At 61.3% G+C, this 16,720-nt stretch carries 22 protein-coding genes; 13 read left to right on the top strand and 9 right to left on the bottom strand.

Features of this window, described 5'->3' with window-relative positions:
- Nucleotides 1-5: 5 nt before the first annotated feature.
- Nucleotides 6-359, top strand: coding sequence for a DUF4087 domain-containing protein (locus tag AC1DLT_RS11430; RefSeq protein ID WP_437179026.1), 354 nt, complete (start codon nt 6-8; stop codon nt 357-359).
- 56 nt (nt 360-415) lie between these two features.
- Here AC1DLT_RS11430 and AC1DLT_RS11435 read toward each other — a convergent pair whose 3' ends face one another.
- The 3 genes from AC1DLT_RS11435 to AC1DLT_RS11445 all read right to left on the bottom strand — a co-directional run bounded on the left by AC1DLT_RS11435 (nt 416) and on the right by AC1DLT_RS11445 (nt 2,431).
- Nucleotides 416-1,102, bottom strand: a complete 687-nt coding sequence (locus AC1DLT_RS11435; RefSeq protein ID WP_038549548.1) for a metallophosphoesterase family protein — start codon at nt 1,100-1,102, stop codon at nt 416-418.
- 107 nt (nt 1,103-1,209) lie between these two features.
- Nucleotides 1,210-2,004, bottom strand: coding sequence for a nucleotidyltransferase family protein (locus AC1DLT_RS11440; RefSeq protein ID WP_038549547.1), 795 nt, complete (start codon nt 2,002-2,004; stop codon nt 1,210-1,212).
- Between the two features lie 166 nt (nt 2,005-2,170).
- Nucleotides 2,171-2,431 carry a hypothetical protein gene (locus tag AC1DLT_RS11445; protein ID WP_477483187.1) on the bottom strand — a complete coding sequence of 87 codons (261 nt, stop codon included), beginning with the start codon at nt 2,429-2,431 and terminating at the stop codon, nt 2,171-2,173.
- A 155-nt stretch (nt 2,432-2,586) separates the two neighbouring features.
- Here AC1DLT_RS11445 and AC1DLT_RS11450 point away from each other — a divergent pair, with 155 nt between their 5' ends.
- Both AC1DLT_RS11450 and AC1DLT_RS11455 read left to right on the top strand, forming a co-directional pair.
- Complete coding sequence (locus AC1DLT_RS11450) at nt 2,587-2,775, top strand: DUF3008 family protein (protein ID WP_477486801.1); 189 nt, start codon at nt 2,587-2,589, stop codon at nt 2,773-2,775.
- Nucleotides 2,776-2,888: 113 nt separating this feature from the next.
- A complete protein-coding gene (locus AC1DLT_RS11455) occupies nt 2,889-3,134 on the top strand; it encodes a hypothetical protein (RefSeq protein WP_477486802.1) in 246 nt (81 codons plus the stop codon).
- A gap of 318 nt (nt 3,135-3,452) precedes the next feature.
- On the opposite strand, the gene hutX is transcribed toward AC1DLT_RS11455, so the two are convergent.
- Both hutX and hmuQ read right to left on the bottom strand, forming a co-directional pair.
- Entirely contained in the window at nt 3,453-3,971 is a 519-nt protein-coding gene (hutX, locus tag AC1DLT_RS11460) for a heme utilization cystosolic carrier protein HutX (protein WP_477486803.1), read from the bottom strand.
- A 7-nt stretch (nt 3,972-3,978) separates the two neighbouring features.
- Nucleotides 3,979-4,326 (bottom strand): heme-degrading protein HmuQ, encoded by a 348-nt coding sequence (hmuQ, locus tag AC1DLT_RS11465; protein ID WP_037076909.1) that lies wholly within the window; start codon nt 4,324-4,326, stop codon nt 3,979-3,981.
- 163 nt (nt 4,327-4,489) lie between these two features.
- On the opposite strand from hmuQ, the gene AC1DLT_RS11470 reads away from it, so the two are divergent.
- The 3 genes from AC1DLT_RS11470 to AC1DLT_RS11480 are packed head-to-tail and all read left to right on the top strand — an operon-like array spanning nt 4,490 to nt 7,241.
- Complete coding sequence (locus tag AC1DLT_RS11470; RefSeq protein ID WP_477486804.1) at nt 4,490-5,374, top strand: heme/hemin ABC transporter substrate-binding protein; 885 nt, start codon at nt 4,490-4,492, stop codon at nt 5,372-5,374.
- A complete protein-coding gene (locus AC1DLT_RS11475) occupies nt 5,374-6,462 on the top strand; it encodes a FecCD family ABC transporter permease (protein WP_477486805.1) in 1,089 nt (362 codons plus the stop codon). The genes AC1DLT_RS11470 and AC1DLT_RS11475 overlap by 1 nt, the downstream gene beginning before the upstream one ends.
- Nucleotides 6,459-7,241: a heme ABC transporter ATP-binding protein gene (locus AC1DLT_RS11480; RefSeq protein ID WP_477486806.1), complete on the top strand. Its 783-nt coding sequence runs from the start codon at nt 6,459-6,461 to the stop codon at nt 7,239-7,241. The genes AC1DLT_RS11475 and AC1DLT_RS11480 overlap by 4 nt, the downstream gene beginning before the upstream one ends.
- An 11-nt stretch (nt 7,242-7,252) precedes the next feature.
- Here AC1DLT_RS11480 and AC1DLT_RS11485 read toward each other — a convergent pair whose 3' ends face one another.
- Genes AC1DLT_RS11485 through AC1DLT_RS11495 form a run of 3 tightly spaced genes read right to left on the bottom strand, consistent with a single transcriptional unit; the run spans nt 7,253 to nt 8,302 of the window.
- Nucleotides 7,253-7,609: a YbaN family protein gene (locus tag AC1DLT_RS11485; protein ID WP_477486807.1), complete on the bottom strand. Its 357-nt coding sequence runs from the start codon at nt 7,607-7,609 to the stop codon at nt 7,253-7,255.
- A gap of 20 nt (nt 7,610-7,629) precedes the next feature.
- Nucleotides 7,630-7,953 (bottom strand): helix-turn-helix domain-containing protein, encoded by a 324-nt coding sequence (locus tag AC1DLT_RS11490; protein ID WP_247037887.1) that lies wholly within the window; start codon nt 7,951-7,953, stop codon nt 7,630-7,632.
- Complete coding sequence (locus AC1DLT_RS11495; RefSeq protein ID WP_247137092.1) at nt 7,943-8,302, bottom strand: type II toxin-antitoxin system RelE/ParE family toxin; 360 nt, start codon at nt 8,300-8,302, stop codon at nt 7,943-7,945. Before AC1DLT_RS11495 ends, AC1DLT_RS11490 begins: the two co-directional genes overlap by 11 nt.
- Before the next feature lie 116 nt (nt 8,303-8,418).
- Here AC1DLT_RS11495 and galE point away from each other — a divergent pair, with 116 nt between their 5' ends.
- The 4 genes from galE (at nt 8,419) to AC1DLT_RS11515 (ending at nt 11,830) form a co-directional block, all read left to right on the top strand.
- The gene (gene galE / locus AC1DLT_RS11500) at nt 8,419-9,408 is read left to right on the top strand and encodes a UDP-glucose 4-epimerase GalE (protein WP_477483192.1); all 990 of its coding nucleotides are present in this window, start codon (nt 8,419-8,421) and stop codon (nt 9,406-9,408) included.
- 11 nt (nt 9,409-9,419) lie between these two features.
- Entirely contained in the window at nt 9,420-10,106 is a 687-nt protein-coding gene (gene ung, locus AC1DLT_RS11505) for a uracil-DNA glycosylase (protein WP_477486808.1), read from the top strand.
- 149 nt (nt 10,107-10,255) lie between these two features.
- Entirely contained in the window at nt 10,256-11,188 is a 933-nt protein-coding gene (locus AC1DLT_RS11510) for a VOC family protein (RefSeq protein WP_477486809.1), read from the top strand.
- A 27-nt stretch (nt 11,189-11,215) separates the two neighbouring features.
- On the top strand, nt 11,216-11,830 hold the full coding sequence (locus AC1DLT_RS11515) for an alpha/beta hydrolase (RefSeq protein ID WP_477486810.1): 615 nt from the start codon (nt 11,216-11,218) through the stop codon (nt 11,828-11,830).
- 70 nt (nt 11,831-11,900) lie between these two features.
- On the opposite strand, the gene AC1DLT_RS11520 is transcribed toward AC1DLT_RS11515, so the two are convergent.
- Nucleotides 11,901-12,818: a DUF4344 domain-containing metallopeptidase gene (locus tag AC1DLT_RS11520; RefSeq protein WP_477486811.1), complete on the bottom strand. Its 918-nt coding sequence runs from the start codon at nt 12,816-12,818 to the stop codon at nt 11,901-11,903.
- A gap of 444 nt (nt 12,819-13,262) precedes the next feature.
- Here AC1DLT_RS11520 and AC1DLT_RS11525 point away from each other — a divergent pair, with 444 nt between their 5' ends.
- Genes AC1DLT_RS11525 through AC1DLT_RS11535 form a run of 3 tightly spaced genes read left to right on the top strand, consistent with a single transcriptional unit; the run spans nt 13,263 to nt 16,463 of the window.
- Nucleotides 13,263-13,766 (top strand): MarR family winged helix-turn-helix transcriptional regulator, encoded by a 504-nt coding sequence (locus tag AC1DLT_RS11525; RefSeq protein ID WP_247137078.1) that lies wholly within the window; start codon nt 13,263-13,265, stop codon nt 13,764-13,766.
- On the top strand, nt 13,759-14,916 hold the full coding sequence (locus tag AC1DLT_RS11530) for an HlyD family secretion protein (RefSeq protein ID WP_477486812.1): 1,158 nt from the start codon (nt 13,759-13,761) through the stop codon (nt 14,914-14,916). Before AC1DLT_RS11525 ends, AC1DLT_RS11530 begins: the two co-directional genes overlap by 8 nt.
- Before the next feature lie 5 nt (nt 14,917-14,921).
- Nucleotides 14,922-16,463, top strand: a complete 1,542-nt coding sequence (locus tag AC1DLT_RS11535; protein ID WP_038544677.1) for a DHA2 family efflux MFS transporter permease subunit — start codon at nt 14,922-14,924, stop codon at nt 16,461-16,463.
- Nucleotides 16,464-16,720 lie beyond the last annotated feature (257 nt).

Raw genomic sequence — 16,720 nt, forward strand, 5'->3', positions numbered from 1 at the left:
AGGCGATGATGAAGAAACTATTTGCGATATGCTTTTCATGCTTGCTTGTGCCGGCGGCGGCGCTTGCCGAAACGCGTTGCGGCTGGCTGGTCAATCCGACGCCGCGCAACTGGACGCTGATCGATGCCCAGAATGAATGGCTAATCATGCTTCAGGGCGGCTACGAAGCCAAAGGCATGGACAAGATCAAGGACATGGCTGAAGGCGAGCATGTGACCATAAACTACAGCCATGGCTACGCCTGCTTTTGCATGAACGTTTCGACTGGCAAGGACGAAATCGTCCGGGAGATTTACTCCACCCGCCAGCTGCCCCTTTCAAAATGCCGACGCGATCCGGCACTCAGCGAGCCTCGATGAACAATTAGGCCTCCCGCCCGGTGTCCTGTCAAGAGGAGTTTGGTCGCGATAGTGGCCTAAAGCTCGAGCAGCGCATACGGTTTGCCGGTCGGCTTCTCGATATGCGAGGCGACATTGTAGACGGGGGCGCCGCCGGGCGTCTTGCCCTCGTAAGTGCCTCGATGGGCATGGCCGTGGACCACTGCAGAGACTGGAAAACGGTCGATGGTTTCCGCAAGGCGCGACGAGCCGAGAAACGGATAAATCTCCTCCGGCTCACCGATCACGGTCTCGCGGATCGGCGCGTAGTGCAGAATGACCATGGCCCGTTCCGAGCGAACCTGGCGCAACGCGTTTTCGAGCCGCATGGTTTCCTCGACGCTTTCGGTGACCATGGCCTTAATGGCAGGCTCGCCGAACGAGCCGAGCATGTGGCGGCCGAAACCGCCGGCGAAACCCTTGGCGCCTGCAAAGCCGACGCCATTGATCTCGACGGCCTGGCCTTCCAGCAGGTGGATGCCGGCATCCTTCAAGATATGGGTCACTTCCTCAACACAGCCGCATTCGTAATCATGATTGCCGAGCACGCCGACGATCGGGATCGAGCAGGAGCGCAGATCGGCCGCCAGTATTTCCGCCTCCTTCGGTTTGCCGAGATCGGTCAGGTCGCCGGTCAGTACCAGGATATCGGCAGCCTGCGAGATTTCGCTGAACAACTCCCTGTAGGACGCCGAACCGTGCTCCTTGATGTGCAGGTCGCCCATCGCTGCGATCCGCTGCTTGCCGTTCGCCTTCTTCGTCGATGCCTTGTCGCTGTCAGCCTTTTTTGTTTCCGTCTGGACGGTGACGCTCTTCGCGTCGGTTGCTTTGCTCACGCTAAGCCTCCTTCGGCCATTTCCTCTTCGACGCCGTCGCGAAGGTCGCCTTCGCCGCCGACGTCTGCAAAACCCCATTCCTTGACGTCGATCTCGAAATCCACCCGGCTGAACATGCGACCGCGGCAGATCTTCATCTGCGGCAGCGGCAGTTCGCGCTGCGCCTTCAGGCGGTCGAGCAGTTCGTCCAGAAGCCAGTCGGGCACCTTGTCGCGCTCGGTCGGGTAGATCCAGCGGAAGTTCAGGAGGTGGATCAGCAGCACTTCCCAATGCACTTCCATATGGCTCAGCAGCCGTTCCCAATCGATCTGGTCATGAGCGCGCAGGATCATATGGACGATATCGCCGCCGTCATAGCGGTGGCGGAGCTGCACGAAACATTTCGACCAGATGAGTTCGGTCGGCGCGATGATCCGTACCTTGTGGCCGTTCATCTCGATCTGGCGGGCGTTTTCAAACCAGGCGTCGCTGATCGGCATCGTGCCGTTCGAGGCGGCGAAGATGACGTCGAAGAAGTGCCGGCCCTTCTTCACCTTGCCGAGCCAGCGGTCGTCCTCGACCTCGATATGATAACCCTTGTCCTTGAAATGGGCGAGGATGCGGGCGTAGTCGCCGGCCTTGCAGAAGATGTCGAGATCCTTCGTCTGCCGGGTGATGCCCGTATAGGCACTGATGGCGAACGTGCCGGCCAGCAGGAACGGGATATGGCACTTGGCCAGATCCTCGACCGCCTCGGCGACAAAGGCTTCGGAATCCGCGTCGGCAAGCGTCGGCGCAGCCTTCACCTCCATTCCCGGCATGGTGTCGACCGGATGGGTAGCCTTCTCCCTCGGCAGATTCTGCGCGGCATTCGCTTCAGCATTCATTACGGATCTCCGAAATGTGGCTTCGCGCAGAGGAACACCCGGGCATGCCCGGAGGTTCCGTTTTCGGTCATTTTGCGACTGTCGTGACGCTTCAGCGTTCGGGATTATCGGCATTCGCCATAGGGCTGGCGCGGCCGTCCGGCTGGTCGCCGTCTTCGCGCCCGTCCCGGTCCTCAAGATCGCTCTCGACCAGATAGGCGTCGCTGCCGCCGAGCCTTGCGGCTTCCTTCAGCGCTTCCGGGTTGGTGGTGTCCAGTTGTTCGTCGTCCAATTGCTCCTGGAGCGCGTCATTGGTCTTGTTGCCGTCGGCTGGGGTCTTGCCGCTGTCGGCAGCTGGGCGTTTGGCGTCCATGGCGATGGTTCCTTTCTCTGATGTCGAGCCATTCCAGACATCCATCCGGGCTCATCTCTCAACCGTTGGCAACGCAACAGGTTCCGCCGATCGCCAGCCGGGAACCAAAGCTGCGGCTGACTGTTAATTAAGCGTGCAAACTCCAGGAGGCAGACATGCCAGCGAAATCCAAAGCACAGCAGAAGGCAGTCGGCGCGGCGCTTGCGGCCAAACGCGGCGATATGAAGAAGAGCGAACTCAAGGGCGCTTCGAAGGGCATGGAGAAATCCATGAGCGAAAAGCAGCTTGAAGATTTCGCCTCGACCAAGCGCAAGGGCAAGCCCGACCACGCCGCCCATCACTGACGAGATACCCGATTTGCCGAGACGCCAGATCGGGCTGCCGGTCCGAGACCGGAACTTCGCGGAAAGACGGACGTTCTTTGGGACGTTCGTCTTTTCGTGGAGGAGGAAAAGTCATGCCGTCTGAAACCATACCGCCTGAAGAACTCGACAAGACGCTGACCGCCCTGCCGCTGAGGACCGGCGTCTATATTCCGGACGACCTGATGGAAGACTGGTTTGCGCCTGGAACGGGCATGAACCCCGTGAGCGAGGCAGCCTTGAAGGCGGCGGAAGCCTACGGCCGCCGCTTCGAATGCGAGTTCAAATATTATCCGGAGCGTATGGAAGGCGTTTTCTGGAAATGGGTGCCAGCTCTCTAGCGCGTCTTTCAAGTCTCGATGAGCAAGCCTCGATGAGGCTGGAAAAGTCGATGAGGCGCGCCGCGCCGCTAAGGATCGCTCTTCTCTGCCTCATGGCCAAGCGATCGGTCCGCCTATGGCGCGGCGGCGCCTCATTCAATGACAATCACCTCAAGGGGCGGTACGGGGGGCTGAAACGATCGTAACGCAGCCGCCAGCCTGCTTCGCAAGGCCTGCCATGACGCTGCAAATGCACGAGAAAAGGAAAGGTTCCGCTGAAAAGTGATTCGAACGGTTATTTTTCGTCCGAATCACCAAAACTCACGGAACGGCCACTGCTCAAGCGTAGCTGTCGCGCAGTGCTTCGAATTTCTGAAGCTGCTCGGCGATCAGTTCGCGTGCGGCATCCCGCTTCACGAAGACCTTGAACATCGCCGAACCCTTGGCATTCATGAACCAGACCGAGCAGGAGCGACGACCGTGGAAGGCACGATCGACGAAGGTCACCGACGCGCAGTTATCCTTCTTGATGTGACCGCCGATCGGGCTGTCGCCGTGGATGTTGAACCAGCCATGGCCCTCCGAACCCATCGGCAGGGTGCCTTCGGCTTCCAGCACGATGTCTTCGGTATGGACGATGAACAGGACCTCACCCCAGGTGCTCATCTCGGCCCAGATATCCGCGAAATTCTCCTTGTCGGCGATGACCGCCGCGCCCTTGGGCAGGATTTCGAGGATCTCGGCGGGCGTCACCTCGGCATTGGCGGCGATCGCCTCGACGACGCCGTCGGGCTTCTCCGCCAGAGCGGCGAGAGCTCGTTGGCGACGGTCCGGGCTGATTTCGGAAACGGCGTTCATCAGGACCTCAGGCAGCAGCGTCGGCGCGCACGCCGTTCTTGTCTTCGTGGATGATCACTTCGAAACCTTCGAAATGCGGACCCGAGAGATATTCCACCTTGCCGCGGTTGTTGCCGGCATTCGCATGGGCGGCGCGGAACTGTTCCGACTTCGTCCAGGCCTGGAAGTCCTCGAAGGTTTCCCACACGGTATGGGATGCGTAGAGGGTGTGATCCTCCGCCTTCGGGCCCTTGAGCATGTGGAACTCCACATAACCGGGCAGTTCTGCAAGCCGGCCCTGGCGGCCGCGCCAGATGGCTTCGAACGCCTCTTCATAACCCGGCACGACGCGGAATCGGTTCATGGCGATGTACATGGATAGTCCCTCACTTAAAGTTTCACTTTCGGCTCAAGATATCTGCGGCCGGTCCCCTTGAAAAGCCTAAAAAACTTGCGTAGTCAACTCAAGTTATCTCCGCCGGCCAGGCGGACCCGAGGCATATTGCGCCTCGATTTGGGCAGACAAGGAGCAGGGTATCATGGGGTCTTCCTTCACCTTGAGGGGGCTTTTCACAGCCGTCCTCCTGGGCACCGGTCTCGTCGCGGGCGTCGCGGCTGCATCCGACAAGGGCAATCCGGAGGCCAAGCGGATCGTTTCCATCGGCGGCACGATCACCGAGATCCTCTATGCGCTTGGCGCCGAGGACCGGATCGTAGCACGGGACTCGACGAGCTTCTATCCGGATGCGGCCAACTCCAAGCCGGATGTCGGCTATATGCGCGCCTTGTCTGCGGAAGGCATTCTCGGCCAGAAGCCCGATCTGATCCTGATGGAGCAGGATTCCGGCCCGCCGCCGGTCATCGAAATCCTCAAAGCCAGCGAAGTGCCGATGGTGGTCATCCCGACACCGCCGAAGGCGGATGCGATCGGCAGGAAGATCCGCGACGTGGGAGCGGCAGTCGGGCTTTCCGACAAGGCCGAGGCGCTTGCCGTGAAGACGGAAGAGGGGCTGAAGAAGCTCGCCGCTGACGTCGCCAAGATTCCCGGTCCGAAGAAGAAGGTCCTGTTCGTGCTGTCGCTCACCAATAACCGCGTCATGGCCGGCGGTGCCGATACGGAAGCGGGTGCGGTGATCGAAATGGCCGGCGGTATCAATGCCGCGCCGACGATCAACGGCTACAAGCCGCTCGCCGACGAAGCCGTCATCGCGGCCAAGCCGGATGTCGTGCTCGCCATGTCGCGCGGCGATCACGTCATGACGCCGGAACAGGTTTTCGCGATGCCGTCGATGCAGACGACGCCGGCTGCCGCCAACAAGGCGCTGGTCACCATGGACGGCCTGCTGCTGCTCGGTTTCGGCCCGCGCACCCCGGACGCTGCCCGCTCGCTCGCCGCCCAGATCTATCCCGGGGCGATCAACTGATGATGAAGGCGCTGGCGATGCCGTTCCGGCCGGCGGAGGATGGAGACCGGACCCGCCAGGGCGTCGTCATGCTTCTTCTCCTGGCGGTTATGCTGTTTGCCGCGTGCCTGCTTTCGCTCGGTATCGGCCCGACCGGCGTCGGCCTGCGCGATCTCTGGACCTATGCGACCGGCAACAGCGCCAGCCTGTCCACCCAGGAACGGGTGATCCTCGAAGCGGTTCGCCTGCCGCGCACCGCGCTCGGCCTGCTGGTCGGCGCCGGGCTTGCCGTCTCCGGCGCGATGATGCAGGGCCTGTTCCGCAATCCGCTTGCCGATCCCGGCATCGTCGGGGTGACTTCTGGCGCGGGACTTGCCGCGGTTGCGGCGATCGTGCTCGGCAACAGCATTCTGGCGCCGGTCGCCATGCTGCTCGGCAACCAGTTCCTGCCGCTGATGGCCTTCTTCGGCGGTCTCTTCAACACTTGGGCGCTCTATCTCATCGCCACCCGCGACGGGCGGACGTCGACGACGGCTCTGATCCTGTCCGGCATTGCGATCGGTGCGCTTTCGGCGGCGCTGATGGGCCTGATGATCGTCATGGCCGACGACCGGCAGCTGCGCGACATTACCTTCTGGAGCCTCGGCTCGCTCGGCGGCGCCACGTTCGGCCGAGTGTTGTCCATTCTGCCTTTCATCGGCGCGGTGATGCTCATCATGCCCTTCGTGGCGCGCGGGCTCGACGCGCTGGTGCTTGGCGATGCGGCGGCCTTCCACATGGGAATACCGGTGCAGCGGCTGAAGAAGATCGTCATCGTCGCGGTCGCCGCCGCCTGCGGTTCGACCGTTGCGGTTGCCGGCTCGATCGGCTTCGTCGGCATTGTCGTGCCGCATCTGCTGCGCCTCGTCATGGGGCCGTCGCACCGCTTCCTGCTGCCGGGTTCGGCGCTCGGCGGCGGCGCGCTCCTGCTTCTGGCCGATGCCGTTGCCCGTACGGTGGCTGCTCCGGCGGAACTGCCGATTGGCGTTATCACCGCCCTGTTCGGTGCGCCTGTCTTCCTCTTCCTGCTGCTGGGTAAAAACGGCGTCAACATGAGGGATATGCCATGATTTCCGCCGACCACGTCACCGTCACCCGCTCGGGCCGTAAACTGCTCGACAATGTCGGCATCGATCTCGAGCCGGGCCGATTCACCGTCGTCATAGGCCCGAACGGCGCCGGAAAATCGACGCTTATGAAGGTGATCTCCGGCGAGATGAAACCCGATATCGGCTTCGTCAGCTATCACGGCACCAGCGTCGATCTCTGCCAGCCGGTCGAGCTTGCCAAGCGCCGGGCGGTGCTGCCGCAGGCGACGCAGCTTGCATTTCCGTTCACAGCGCTCGAAATCGTCCGCATGGGCGCGGTGGCGCAAGGGGCGCTCAATCCGACCGAGCAGGCGCGCCTGGCCTTGTCTCGCGTGGGCCTGCGCGGTTTCGAAAGCCGGCCCTATCCGTCGCTGTCGGGTGGCGAGCAGCAGCGGGTGCAGTTTGCGCGCGCCCTTGCGCAGGTGCCGCAGCCGGTCGCAGACGGCGTGCCGAGGGCGCTGTTCCTCGACGAGCCGACTGCGAGCCTCGACCTCGGACACCAGATCTCGGTGCTGGAAATCGCCCGCGACTTCGCCAATGCCGGCGGGATCGTGCTCGCCATCCTGCACGACCTCAACCTGGCTGCCGAGTTCGCCGACCATCTCGTGGTGCTGAACCACGGCCGGGTGGTGGCGGAAGGCGCCTGCGCGGAAACGGTGAACGACGAGATCATCGCCAGCGTCTATGGAATAACCGGTGCCGTCGGCCGCCTGCCGGCTGCCCACATCCCCTACGTATTGCCGCAGTCGCGACACCGCTGACGATTGGATGGTCAGGTGTCCGGGCGGGTGACGATGAAGGTCGCCGAGCCGAACATGACCGCGGCCACCAGCGCCGCCCGCCACAACGGCGGCGAGGTGCCGAACCAGAACACCGCATAACTCACCGCCATCAGCGAGATCGCTGCAATCTTTGCCTTCCGCGCGATCGCACCCTTTTCCCGCCAGTTCCTGAGCGACGGCCCGAATTTCGGATGCTCGAGCAACCACGCCTCCAGCCGCGGCGAGGAGCGGGCGAAGCAGGCGACAGCGAGAAGCAAAAACGGCGTGGTGGGCAGGACAGGCAGGAAAGCGCCAACAATGCCGATTGCGACGAACAGCCATCCGAGGGCGAGAAAGAGAAGACGCATGAAAACTCTTAAATGAAAAATTAGGCCAACATCTGAAGACCATGTTTGCGCACGATGTCCAGAAGTTTCAGCGCGGGCCCACTGGGGCGCTTGGCGCCGGTCTCCCACTTCTGCACGGTCGATTCGCTGGTGTTGAGATAACGGGCAAAGACCGGCTGGCTGACGTGATTGCCCTCCCGCAAGGCCTTGATCTCCTCAGGTCCAAGTTCCACCGGTACCGAAAGGCAGGTCTCGTCAAAGGTCCGCATTGTTTCCTTGTCGATCGTGCCGGCTTCGTACATGCCTTCCACGGCGTTATGGATCGCCTCGAAAGCATCGCTCTTAAATTTCCGGTTAGTTGCCATTGCAAATCTCCACCAGTGCGCCGCTTTTCAGTTCCGCATCGAAAGCACCGGGCGTCTTCTTTCGATAAAGTTCGGCCAGCTTGCGGAACGCCGCCAGTTCGTCATCGTCGATATTGGCCTGATCCTGTTTGGCGAACAGATAGGCATAGACCCAGAACTCGGCCGCTTTCGCCAGAATGATGGACCGATGCCGGTTGTCGTTGAGGCGCTTCTTGAAAACGCCGCCGCCGAGGTCATCCGCCTGACCCGAGGCAACCTGAGCAATGGCTTTGCAAAGCTCGCGGTCCGATATCCGGGCTTTCTTTGCCGCCTTGGCAAACCATGCCGTTTTGAATACCCGACCAAGCATAGTTGAATATAGCACCAGGTGCTATATTTTTCAATGTGGCTTGTTGTGGTCAAGTGCTGGCTTTTCGATCGCCGCCGGTTATAGTGCCGCCGGCTTCAATAACCGCAGGGGAAATGATGTCAGGGAAAAAAGTACTCGTGGTCGGCGGGGCTGGCTATATCGGCTCCCATACGTGCCTGGTGCTCGCCGAGCGAGGTTATCAGCCTGTTGTCTTCGACAATCTCTCCAATGGGCATGCGGAATTCGTGCGCTGGGGTGAACTGGAACAGGGCGATATCCGTGACCGCGCCCGGCTCGATGAGGTATTTGCCAAACACAAGCCGGACGCCGTGCTGCATTTCGCGGCGCTGATCGAGGTGGGGGAATCGGTCAAGAACCCGGTGGCCTTCTACGACAACAACGTGATCGGCGCGCTGACGCTGCTGTCGGCGGCGATCGATGCGGGTGTGAAAGCCTTCGTGTTTTCCTCCACCTGCGCCACTTACGGCCTGCCGGATCGCGTGCCGATGGACGAGACCCACAAACAGGCGCCGATCAACCCGTACGGGCGTACCAAATTCATCGTCGAGCAGGCGCTGAAGGACTACGGCACCTACAAGGACCTGAAATCGGTCATGCTGCGCTATTTCAATGCGGCCGGCGCCGATTTCGAGGGCCGAGTCGGCGAGTGGCATACGCCTGAGACCCATGCCATTCCGCTCGCGATCGAGGCGGCGCTCGGCCGCCGCCAGGGTTTCAAGGTGTTCGGCGACGATTACGACACCCGCGACGGCACTTGCGTGCGCGACTATATCCACGTGCTCGATCTGGCCGACGCGCACGTCCGGGCAGTCGACTACCTTCTCGCCGGTGGCGAAACGGTTGAACTCAATCTCGGCACCGGCACCGGCACGACGGTGAAGGAACTGCTCGCGGCGATTTCGGCGGTTTCCGGAAAACCGTTCCCGGTGGAATATACCGGCCGGCGCGAAGGTGATTCCACATCGCTGGTCGCCAATAACGACAAGGCGCGGGCGGTTCTCGGCTGGGAGCCRAAATACAGCCTGAACGATATCATCCGTTCGGCCTGGGACTGGCACTCCCGCTCCAACCATCATGTGATTTGAAGGACCACGGCATGGCGGAAGGCGAGGTCAAGCTCGAGGAAAGCTGGAAACACGCGCTCGGGCCTGAGTTTTCCAATCCCTATATGAGCGAACTGCGCCGCTTCCTGGTTTCAGAAAAGGAAGCGGGCAAACGCATCTTTCCGAAGGGCTCGGAATATTTCCGGGCGCTCGACCTGACGCCGCTCGATGAGGTGAAGGTGGTGATCCTCGGCCAGGACCCCTATCACGGCTTCGGCCAGGCGCATGGGCTTTGCTTCAGCGTTCGTCCGGGTGTCCGCGTCCCGCCGTCGCTCGTCAACATCTACAAGGAGATGGAGACCGATCTCGGCATTCCGCCGGCCAGGCACGGATGCCTCGAACATTGGGCGGAGCAGGGCGTCCTGCTGCTGAACAGCGTGCTGACGGTCGAGGAGGCGAGGGCGGCCTCGCATCAGGGCAAGGGCTGGGAACGGTTCACCGATGCGGTGATCCGGGCGGTTAACGACGAATGCGACGGTGTCGTCTTTATCCTGTGGGGCTCCTATGCCCAGAAGAAGGCGGCCTTCGTCGATCAGCAGCGCCATCTGGTGATCAAGTCGGCCCATCCGTCGCCGCTTTCTGCGCATAACGGCTTTCTGGGCTCGCGGCCGTTTTCCAAGGCGAATGCCTATCTGCAGTCGATCGGCAAGGATCCGGTCGATTGGCGCCTGCCGGAATAAGTCTAGTTCTGTGAACGATTAACCGATGATCGTCTACGCAGAGTGAACAATGCGTTCGGATCGTCGCGTCTATCCAATCCCCGGTCCTTCCACCATCTTTACCCCAGAACAGCAGGCCGCACAGGCGGTCCGCAGAAAAGGGGTTTAAAATGCTCGACCAGATCAAAGGCCTCCACCACGTCACGTCGATGGCTGCCAGCGCCAGCACCAACAACAAGTTCTTCACCGACACGCTCGGCCTTCGCCGGGTCAAGAAGACCGTCAACTTCGACGCTCCGGATGTCTACCATCTCTACTACGGCGACGAAGTCGGTTCTCCCGGCTCTGTCATGACCTATTTCCCGTTCCCGCATATCGCCCGCGGCCGTCAGGGCACCGGCGAAGTCGGAACGACACTCTTCTCGGTTCCTGAAGGTTCGTTCGGTTTCTGGACCGACCGCCTGACGAAAGCCGGTGCGGAAGGCATCAAGGCCGATAGCGCCTTCGGTGAAAACCGCCTGCATTTCGCCGGCCCTGACGGCGACGGGTTCGCGCTCGTTGAAGTCAAGGACGATGCCCGCAAGCAGTTCGTCGGCAACGGCATCTCCGAAGATCACGCGATCCGCGGCTTTCACTCCGCTTCGCTTCGTCTTCGCGATGAGGGTGCTACCGCCGAGCTCCTGAAATTCATGGGCTATCAGCAGATCGACGACAAGGATGGCGTGCTGAGACTTGCCATGCCGGGCGGCAACGGTGCCGATGTCATCGACATCGAGACCATGCCGAACATTGCCCGCGCCAATCTCGGTGCCGGCTCGGTCCACCACATCGCCTTTGCCGTCGAGAACCGCGCCAAGCAGCTCGAAGTCCGCAAGGCGCTGATGGATACCGGTTACCAGGTCACGCCGGTCATCGACCGCGATTACTTCTGGGCGATCTATTTCCGTACGCCGGGTGGCGTGCTGTTCGAAATCGCCACCAACGAACCCGGCTTCGACCGCGACGAGGATACCGCCCATCTCGGCGAAGCCCTGAAGCTGCCCGCACAGCACGCACATCTGCGGGCAACGCTCGAACAACATCTCGAACCGCTGGACGCCTAGTCAGTCGACGCGTCCAAGGAGACCATCATGAGTTACGACAGTTATGTGCACCGGGCGCGCCCCGGTGCATCCGGAGCGCCGATCCTCTTTGTTTTTCACGGCACAGGCGGTGACGAAAACCAGTTCTTCGATTTCGGCGGCCGGTTGCTGCCGGAAGCCACCGTAATCTCGCCACGCGGCGACATTTCCGAACACGGGGCGGCGCGTTTCTTCCGCCGCAAGGCTGAAGGTGTCTATGATTGCGAGGATCTCGCCCGGGCGACCGAGCGGATGAGCGAATTCGTCGCCGCCAACCGCGAACGTTACGGTTCCTCGACCGTGCTCGGCCTCGGGTTTTCGAACGGTGCGAACATTCTCGCCAATATCATGATCGAGAAGCCCGGCCTGTTCGACGCGGGCGTGCTGATGCATCCGCTGATCCCGTTCGCGCCAAAGGACCGCAAGGGCAAGCTTCAGAGCCGTGTGCTGATCACCGCCGGCCAGCATGATCCGATCGCCTCCGTGGCCCAGACCACCGACCTTGCGGACTACTTCAAGACGCAGGGCGACACGGTGACGCTGGAATGGCATGGCGGCGGGCATGAGATCCGTCCCAACGAGATCGAGGCCGCCAAAAAGTTCTTCGCGCCCTACGGCGCTTGACGCCAAAATGAAAACGCCCGGCTCCTCGATTGAGAGCCGGGCATTTTGATCTCAAGTTTTGCCGGCTTTTCTATTGGCGGGCAGTCGCCGTTCCGAATACTCTTGTCGGGGCCGGCTTTGCCTCGGAGGTCTTCTCCTCCGCTTCGTCGTCGCTGCTCTTCTCGCCGTTGCGGAAATAGTTGGCAACCGTTTGCGTGTGCAATTGCATCAACTCGTAGCAGTAGGTCACTTCCCGTTCGCTTGGCGACCAGTAAGCATTCGACTCGCCGCATTCGGCGGCCGTCAGCTTGATGCCGTCATCGAGTTTGTAGAGCCCGGAAAGAAGCTCGGCCAGGATATCCAGAACCTTCGCCGTCTTCGTTAGGTCCGCATAATCCTGGAGCTCCTTGTTGTTCGGCTTCTTGTAGGTGATCGTGAACTTGTTGTTCTGTCCGTCGGCCTGCTGATGCGGTTTCAGGACACCGAACCAGCTGTCACGGGCTTTCTGATATTCGCCGACGCACTGCTTGCGGCGCTCCTCCGGAAATTCCAGGTTATCGGCTGATTCCTTGAATTTCTCCGCACCCTTGCCGACCATCATGCAGACCATGCTGAAGGCGCGCTGGCGGTCGAGTGCGTGGACATCCCACAGGGCCTGCTCCTCTTCAGCCGCCTCGCTGGCCTCGGCGGATAACGTCCAGCCGTCGACGGAGTCGGTCAGCGCCGTATCGAAAACCTCGCCATCCGCCTCCAGCAGGAGCAGCGTGGAGAGCGTGTCGACGGCATCTTCCTCGCGGCCAAGAACCGGCAGGTTGAATTCCGAAACCAGCATATGTCCGGCTTCATGGAACAGGAAAAACAGCGCATTGCCGAATGCGAACTCGACACTGTCCTCGACCTGCTGCTTGGAAAGGCCTTGAAGGTCGTCGGTGAGTGCTGCCGCCTGGGCGCCGGGCATCGGCAGCGCAAGCAGCCCGATAAGGGCGAGAGGGAGAAGGCTGCGTTGCATCGGGCCGGTGCTTTCTGAAATCGATATTGATCTGTCGCGTCCGCGATCCAAGCGATGCGGAGAGATTTGCCGGTCGTCGCGAGGCTGATTTATTCTATAACGCCGAGCTTTTAAGGTTGGATGAAGCAGTATTGTTGCCGATGTATTTCGACAGCCTTCGCGAACATTTAAGGTTTGTTAGAATTCCCTCACTTTCATTGGTGAGCGAACTCCTAATGTAGCAGCGGGATCGTCCCGCAATTGATTTGCCGGCCTATAGCGAGATCGCCGAAAGCTTCCACATGTCCGGAAAATCAAGTTTGCCCTACAGCAGGCAGCGAGGCGATCCGCGCACGAAACTGTGATGCCGACGGCGACAGAACGTCGCAGGGTTCTTGGTTGTCAATCGACCTCAGAATATATACATGCTTATCATCAGCGCACTAGTATTTGCAGAATATATACATGCTTATCATCAGCGCACTAGTATTTGCCATGCCAAACAACAACCCGACTCTCGGCTTTCTTTTTAATGACGTCGCACGCCTGTTTCGAAAGCGCTTCGAGCAGCGCGCGAAGCATATCGGCCTGACGCGCGCCCAGTGGCAGACGATTGTCTATCTCTCCCGCTGCGAAGGCATTCACCAGAAGGCGCTTGCCGAGCTTCTGGAAATTTCGCCGATCTCGGTGATGCGGGTGCTCGACAACCTTGCGGAACGCGGCCTCATCGAGCGACGCCCGCATGAGACCGACCGGCGGATCACATTGCTCTACACGACCGAAAAATCGAGGGCTCTAATCGACGACGGCCGCGAACTTGGAGATGCGACGCGCCAGGATGCGCTCGAGAACATTTCGGACGCCGACCGCGCCCGTCTCTTTGAAATACTCGAACACATGAAATCCAACCTCGTTACGGCCTGCCGCGCGCCGGCCGACAAAGCTCAAAAGAAGTCCTCCCATGACTGAGACCACCGCCCGTTCGTCCGAAGACAGCAACGTCACCGTTCTCGAAACACCCGCTCCGGCAGCCGCCGAACACAGCAGGGCGCGCAAGCGACGGAACCTCAAGCGCCCGGTGCTCTTCGCGCTGCTGCCGATCGCGCTGGTCATCGGCGGTTATTATTACGTCGAAGGCGGCCAGATCCTGTCGACCGACAACGCCTATCTCCAGGCGGACATGATCGGCGTAACGACCGATGTCGCCGGCACCGTGGCGTCCGTCGATGTGCATGAGAACCAGGAGGTCAGCCAGGGCCAGGTTCTCTTCACGCTGAAGCCGGACAGTTTCCGCATCGCGCTTGACGGGGCCAAGGCAAAGCTCGGGGCCGCACGCAACCAGCTCCTCAACCTGCAGGCCTCCTACCGTGAATCGCTCGCCCAGATCGCTCAGGCGGAAGCCGACATTCCTTATTTCCAGACCGTTGTCGAACGTCAGGAACGGCTGATCTCCGGTTCGGCCGCCTCGCAGACGGCATTGGATGACGCCAAGCACAATCTCGACGCCGCCCACCAGAAGGTGGCGGTCGCCAAGGCGCAGGCCGATGCGACGCTTGCCCAGCTCGGCGGCAATGCCGACCAGCCGATCGAACAGAACCCGCTCTATCTCGAAGCCCAGGCCGCGGTCGACGATGCGCAACGCCAGTTGAATAACACGGTCGTGCGGGCGCCGTTCGACGGCATCGTCACCAATGTCAGCGCGCTGCAGGTCGGCAGCTATCTCGAAGCCGCTCAGCAGGGCTTCTCGCTGGTCTCGACCAGGAACATGTGGATCGCCGCCAATCCGAAGGAAACCGAGCTTACCTATATCAAGCCCGGCCAGCCGGTGACGATCAGCGTCGATACCTATCCGGGCGTCCAGTGGACGGGCAAGGTCGCGAGCGTCAGCCCGGCTTCCGGTTCCAGTTTCGCGTTGCTCCCGGCCCAGAACACGTCCGGCAACTGGGTCAAGGTCGTGCAGCGCATCCCGATGCGCGTGACGATCGACGACACGGCCGGGAAGCCGCCGCTTCGGGCCGGCATGAGCACGGTGGTCGATGTCGATACCGGCCACAAGCGCGGCCTGCCGGAATTCGCCCAGAAGTTCCTCAAACTGTCGACCGCCTACGCGCAAGAGTAACGACCATGAGCAACGTCGTTTCATCGGCAGCGTCCGTGGTCGCCAATCGCGGTGCGATCACCGCCTGCGTCATCCTGGCCGTCATCATGCAGGCGCTCGATACGACGATCGCCAACGTCGCGCTGCCCTATATCCAGGGCAGCGTTTCGGCTTCCGCCGACCAGATCAACTGGGTGCTGACCTCCTATATCGTCGCCGCGGCGATCATGACGCCGCCGTCCGGTTTCCTGGCCGCCAAGTTCGGCCGCAAGCGGGTGCTGCTCGTCGCAATCTTCGGCTTCGTCGCCGCCTCGGTCCTCTGCGGGCTCGCCCAGTCGCTGCCGCAGATCGTCGGTTTCCGCCTGCTGCAGGGTTTTTTCGGCGCAGCGCTCGTGCCGCTGTCGCAGGGCATCCTGCTCGATATCTATTCTGTCGAGGAACGTGGTTCGGCGATGGCGCTGTTCGGCGTCTCGGTCATGGTCGGCCCCGTGCTCGGCCCGGTCATCGGCGGCTGGCTGACTGACAATATCAGCTGGCGCTGGGTGTTCTATATCAACGTGCCGATCGGCATCCTGGCCTTCATGGGCATCAGCGTCTTCGTCAAGGAGACCAAGATCGACGCGCAGGCGAAGCTCGACTGGTTCGGCTTCGGCATGCTCAGTCTCGCTATCGCGTCGCTGCAGCTCTTCCTCGACCGCGGCCAGCAGCTCGACTGGTTCTCCTCGAGCGAGATCGTCGTCGAAGCCATGGTCTGCGCGGCAGCCTTCTACCTGCTGCTCGTCCACACGTTCACGGCAGAAAAGTCGTTCATCAATCCGCGCCTTTTCCTCGACCAGAATTTTACCGTCAGCATGATTTTCATCTTCGTGATCGGGGTGACCTATCTCGCCTCGCTCGCGCTGATGACGCCGTACCTGCAATCGCTGATGGGCTATCCGGTGATTACCGCCGGCATCGTCATGGGGCCGCGCGGTCTCGGCACGATGGTGTGCATGTTCTTGGTCGGGCGGCTGATCGGCAAGGTGGATACGCGCATCCTGATCTTCCTTGGCCTCGCGATCACCGCCTGGGCGATGTATGACATGATGGGCTGGACGCCTGACGTCTCGCAGTGGACGATCGTCTATGTCGGCTTCATACAGGGTGCGGGCCTCGGCTTCCTGTTCGTGCCGCTGACGACGATCGCGTTCGCGACGCTGCCGGCGCATATGCGCGGCGACGGGACCGGTCTCTACAATCTGTCGCGTAATATCGGCTCCAGCGTTGGCATCGCCGTCGTCTCGGCGCTGCTGGTGGAAAATGTCCAGCGCAATCATGCGGACATCGTCAGCTACGTGACGCCGTTCAACCACGCCTTCCACGCAAAGGCTGCGGCGGGCCTGGACCCGACGACGGTTGCCGGCGCCAGCGCACTCGACAGCATCATCACGCTGCAGTCGACGATCATCGCCTATGTGGATGATTTCAAGCTGCTGATGATCATGTCGCTTGCGGTGATGCCGCTGCTGTTCGTGCTGCGCAAGCCGGCCAAGGCACCGGCTGTGGATCACAGCGTGGCGATGGAATAATCGGCCTTCCGGGGCATGGAATTGCCCCTCATCCGGCTGCCGCCACCTTCTCCCCGTTCTGACGGGGAGAAGGACGCAAGCCGCGTGATCCCCGTCCCTCTGGATCGGGGTTTCGGCTGGGCAAAGTGGTGCGGCATATCTCTTCTCCCCGTCCATACGGGGAGAAGGTGGCGGCAGCCGGATGAGGGGCAAAGCTCCACATGCAAACGCCTCCTTCGGGCTTGCGAGGCAAATAACGATGGCCGATAGTGGCTCGA

The organism is Neorhizobium sp. 05N33 (assembly GCF_056397445.1).

Bases quoted from the DNA above. Each gene is read 5' to 3' on its own strand.
- AC1DLT_RS11485 (WP_477486807.1), bottom strand. From the start codon at position 7,609: ATGCGTCTTCTCTTTCTCGCCCTCGGATGGCTGTTCGTCGCAATCGGC.
- AC1DLT_RS11510 (WP_477486809.1), top strand. From the start codon at position 10,256: ATGCTCGACCAGATCAAAGGCCTCCACCACGTCACGTCGATGGCTGCC.
- AC1DLT_RS11450 (WP_477486801.1), top strand. From the start codon at position 2,587: ATGCCAGCGAAATCCAAAGCACAGCAGAAGGCAGTCGGCGCGGCGCTT.
- AC1DLT_RS11530 (WP_477486812.1), top strand. From the start codon at position 13,759: ATGACTGAGACCACCGCCCGTTCGTCCGAAGACAGCAACGTCACCGTT.
- AC1DLT_RS11470 (WP_477486804.1), top strand. From the start codon at position 4,490: ATGGGGTCTTCCTTCACCTTGAGGGGGCTTTTCACAGCCGTCCTCCTG.
- AC1DLT_RS11455 (WP_477486802.1), top strand. From the start codon at position 2,889: ATGCCGTCTGAAACCATACCGCCTGAAGAACTCGACAAGACGCTGACC.
- hutX (WP_477486803.1), bottom strand. From the start codon at position 3,971: ATGAACGCCGTTTCCGAAATCAGCCCGGACCGTCGCCAACGAGCTCTC.
- AC1DLT_RS11495 (WP_247137092.1), bottom strand. From the start codon at position 8,302: ATGCTTGGTCGGGTATTCAAAACGGCATGGTTTGCCAAGGCGGCAAAG.
- AC1DLT_RS11525 (WP_247137078.1), top strand. From the start codon at position 13,263: ATGCTTATCATCAGCGCACTAGTATTTGCCATGCCAAACAACAACCCG.
- AC1DLT_RS11535 (WP_038544677.1), top strand. From the start codon at position 14,922: ATGAGCAACGTCGTTTCATCGGCAGCGTCCGTGGTCGCCAATCGCGGT.
- AC1DLT_RS11445 (WP_477483187.1), bottom strand. From the start codon at position 2,431: ATGGACGCCAAACGCCCAGCTGCCGACAGCGGCAAGACCCCAGCCGAC.
- ung (WP_477486808.1), top strand. From the start codon at position 9,420: ATGGCGGAAGGCGAGGTCAAGCTCGAGGAAAGCTGGAAACACGCGCTC.
- AC1DLT_RS11480 (WP_477486806.1), top strand. From the start codon at position 6,459: ATGATTTCCGCCGACCACGTCACCGTCACCCGCTCGGGCCGTAAACTG.
- AC1DLT_RS11430 (WP_437179026.1), top strand. From the start codon at position 6: ATGATGAAGAAACTATTTGCGATATGCTTTTCATGCTTGCTTGTGCCG.
- AC1DLT_RS11520 (WP_477486811.1), bottom strand. From the start codon at position 12,818: ATGCAACGCAGCCTTCTCCCTCTCGCCCTTATCGGGCTGCTTGCGCTG.
- AC1DLT_RS11475 (WP_477486805.1), top strand. From the start codon at position 5,374: ATGATGAAGGCGCTGGCGATGCCGTTCCGGCCGGCGGAGGATGGAGAC.
- AC1DLT_RS11515 (WP_477486810.1), top strand. From the start codon at position 11,216: ATGAGTTACGACAGTTATGTGCACCGGGCGCGCCCCGGTGCATCCGGA.
- hmuQ (WP_037076909.1), bottom strand. From the start codon at position 4,326: ATGTACATCGCCATGAACCGATTCCGCGTCGTGCCGGGTTATGAAGAG.
- AC1DLT_RS11440 (WP_038549547.1), bottom strand. From the start codon at position 2,004: ATGGAGGTGAAGGCTGCGCCGACGCTTGCCGACGCGGATTCCGAAGCC.
- AC1DLT_RS11490 (WP_247037887.1), bottom strand. From the start codon at position 7,953: ATGGCAACTAACCGGAAATTTAAGAGCGATGCTTTCGAGGCGATCCAT.
- AC1DLT_RS11435 (WP_038549548.1), bottom strand. From the start codon at position 1,102: ATGGGCGACCTGCACATCAAGGAGCACGGTTCGGCGTCCTACAGGGAG.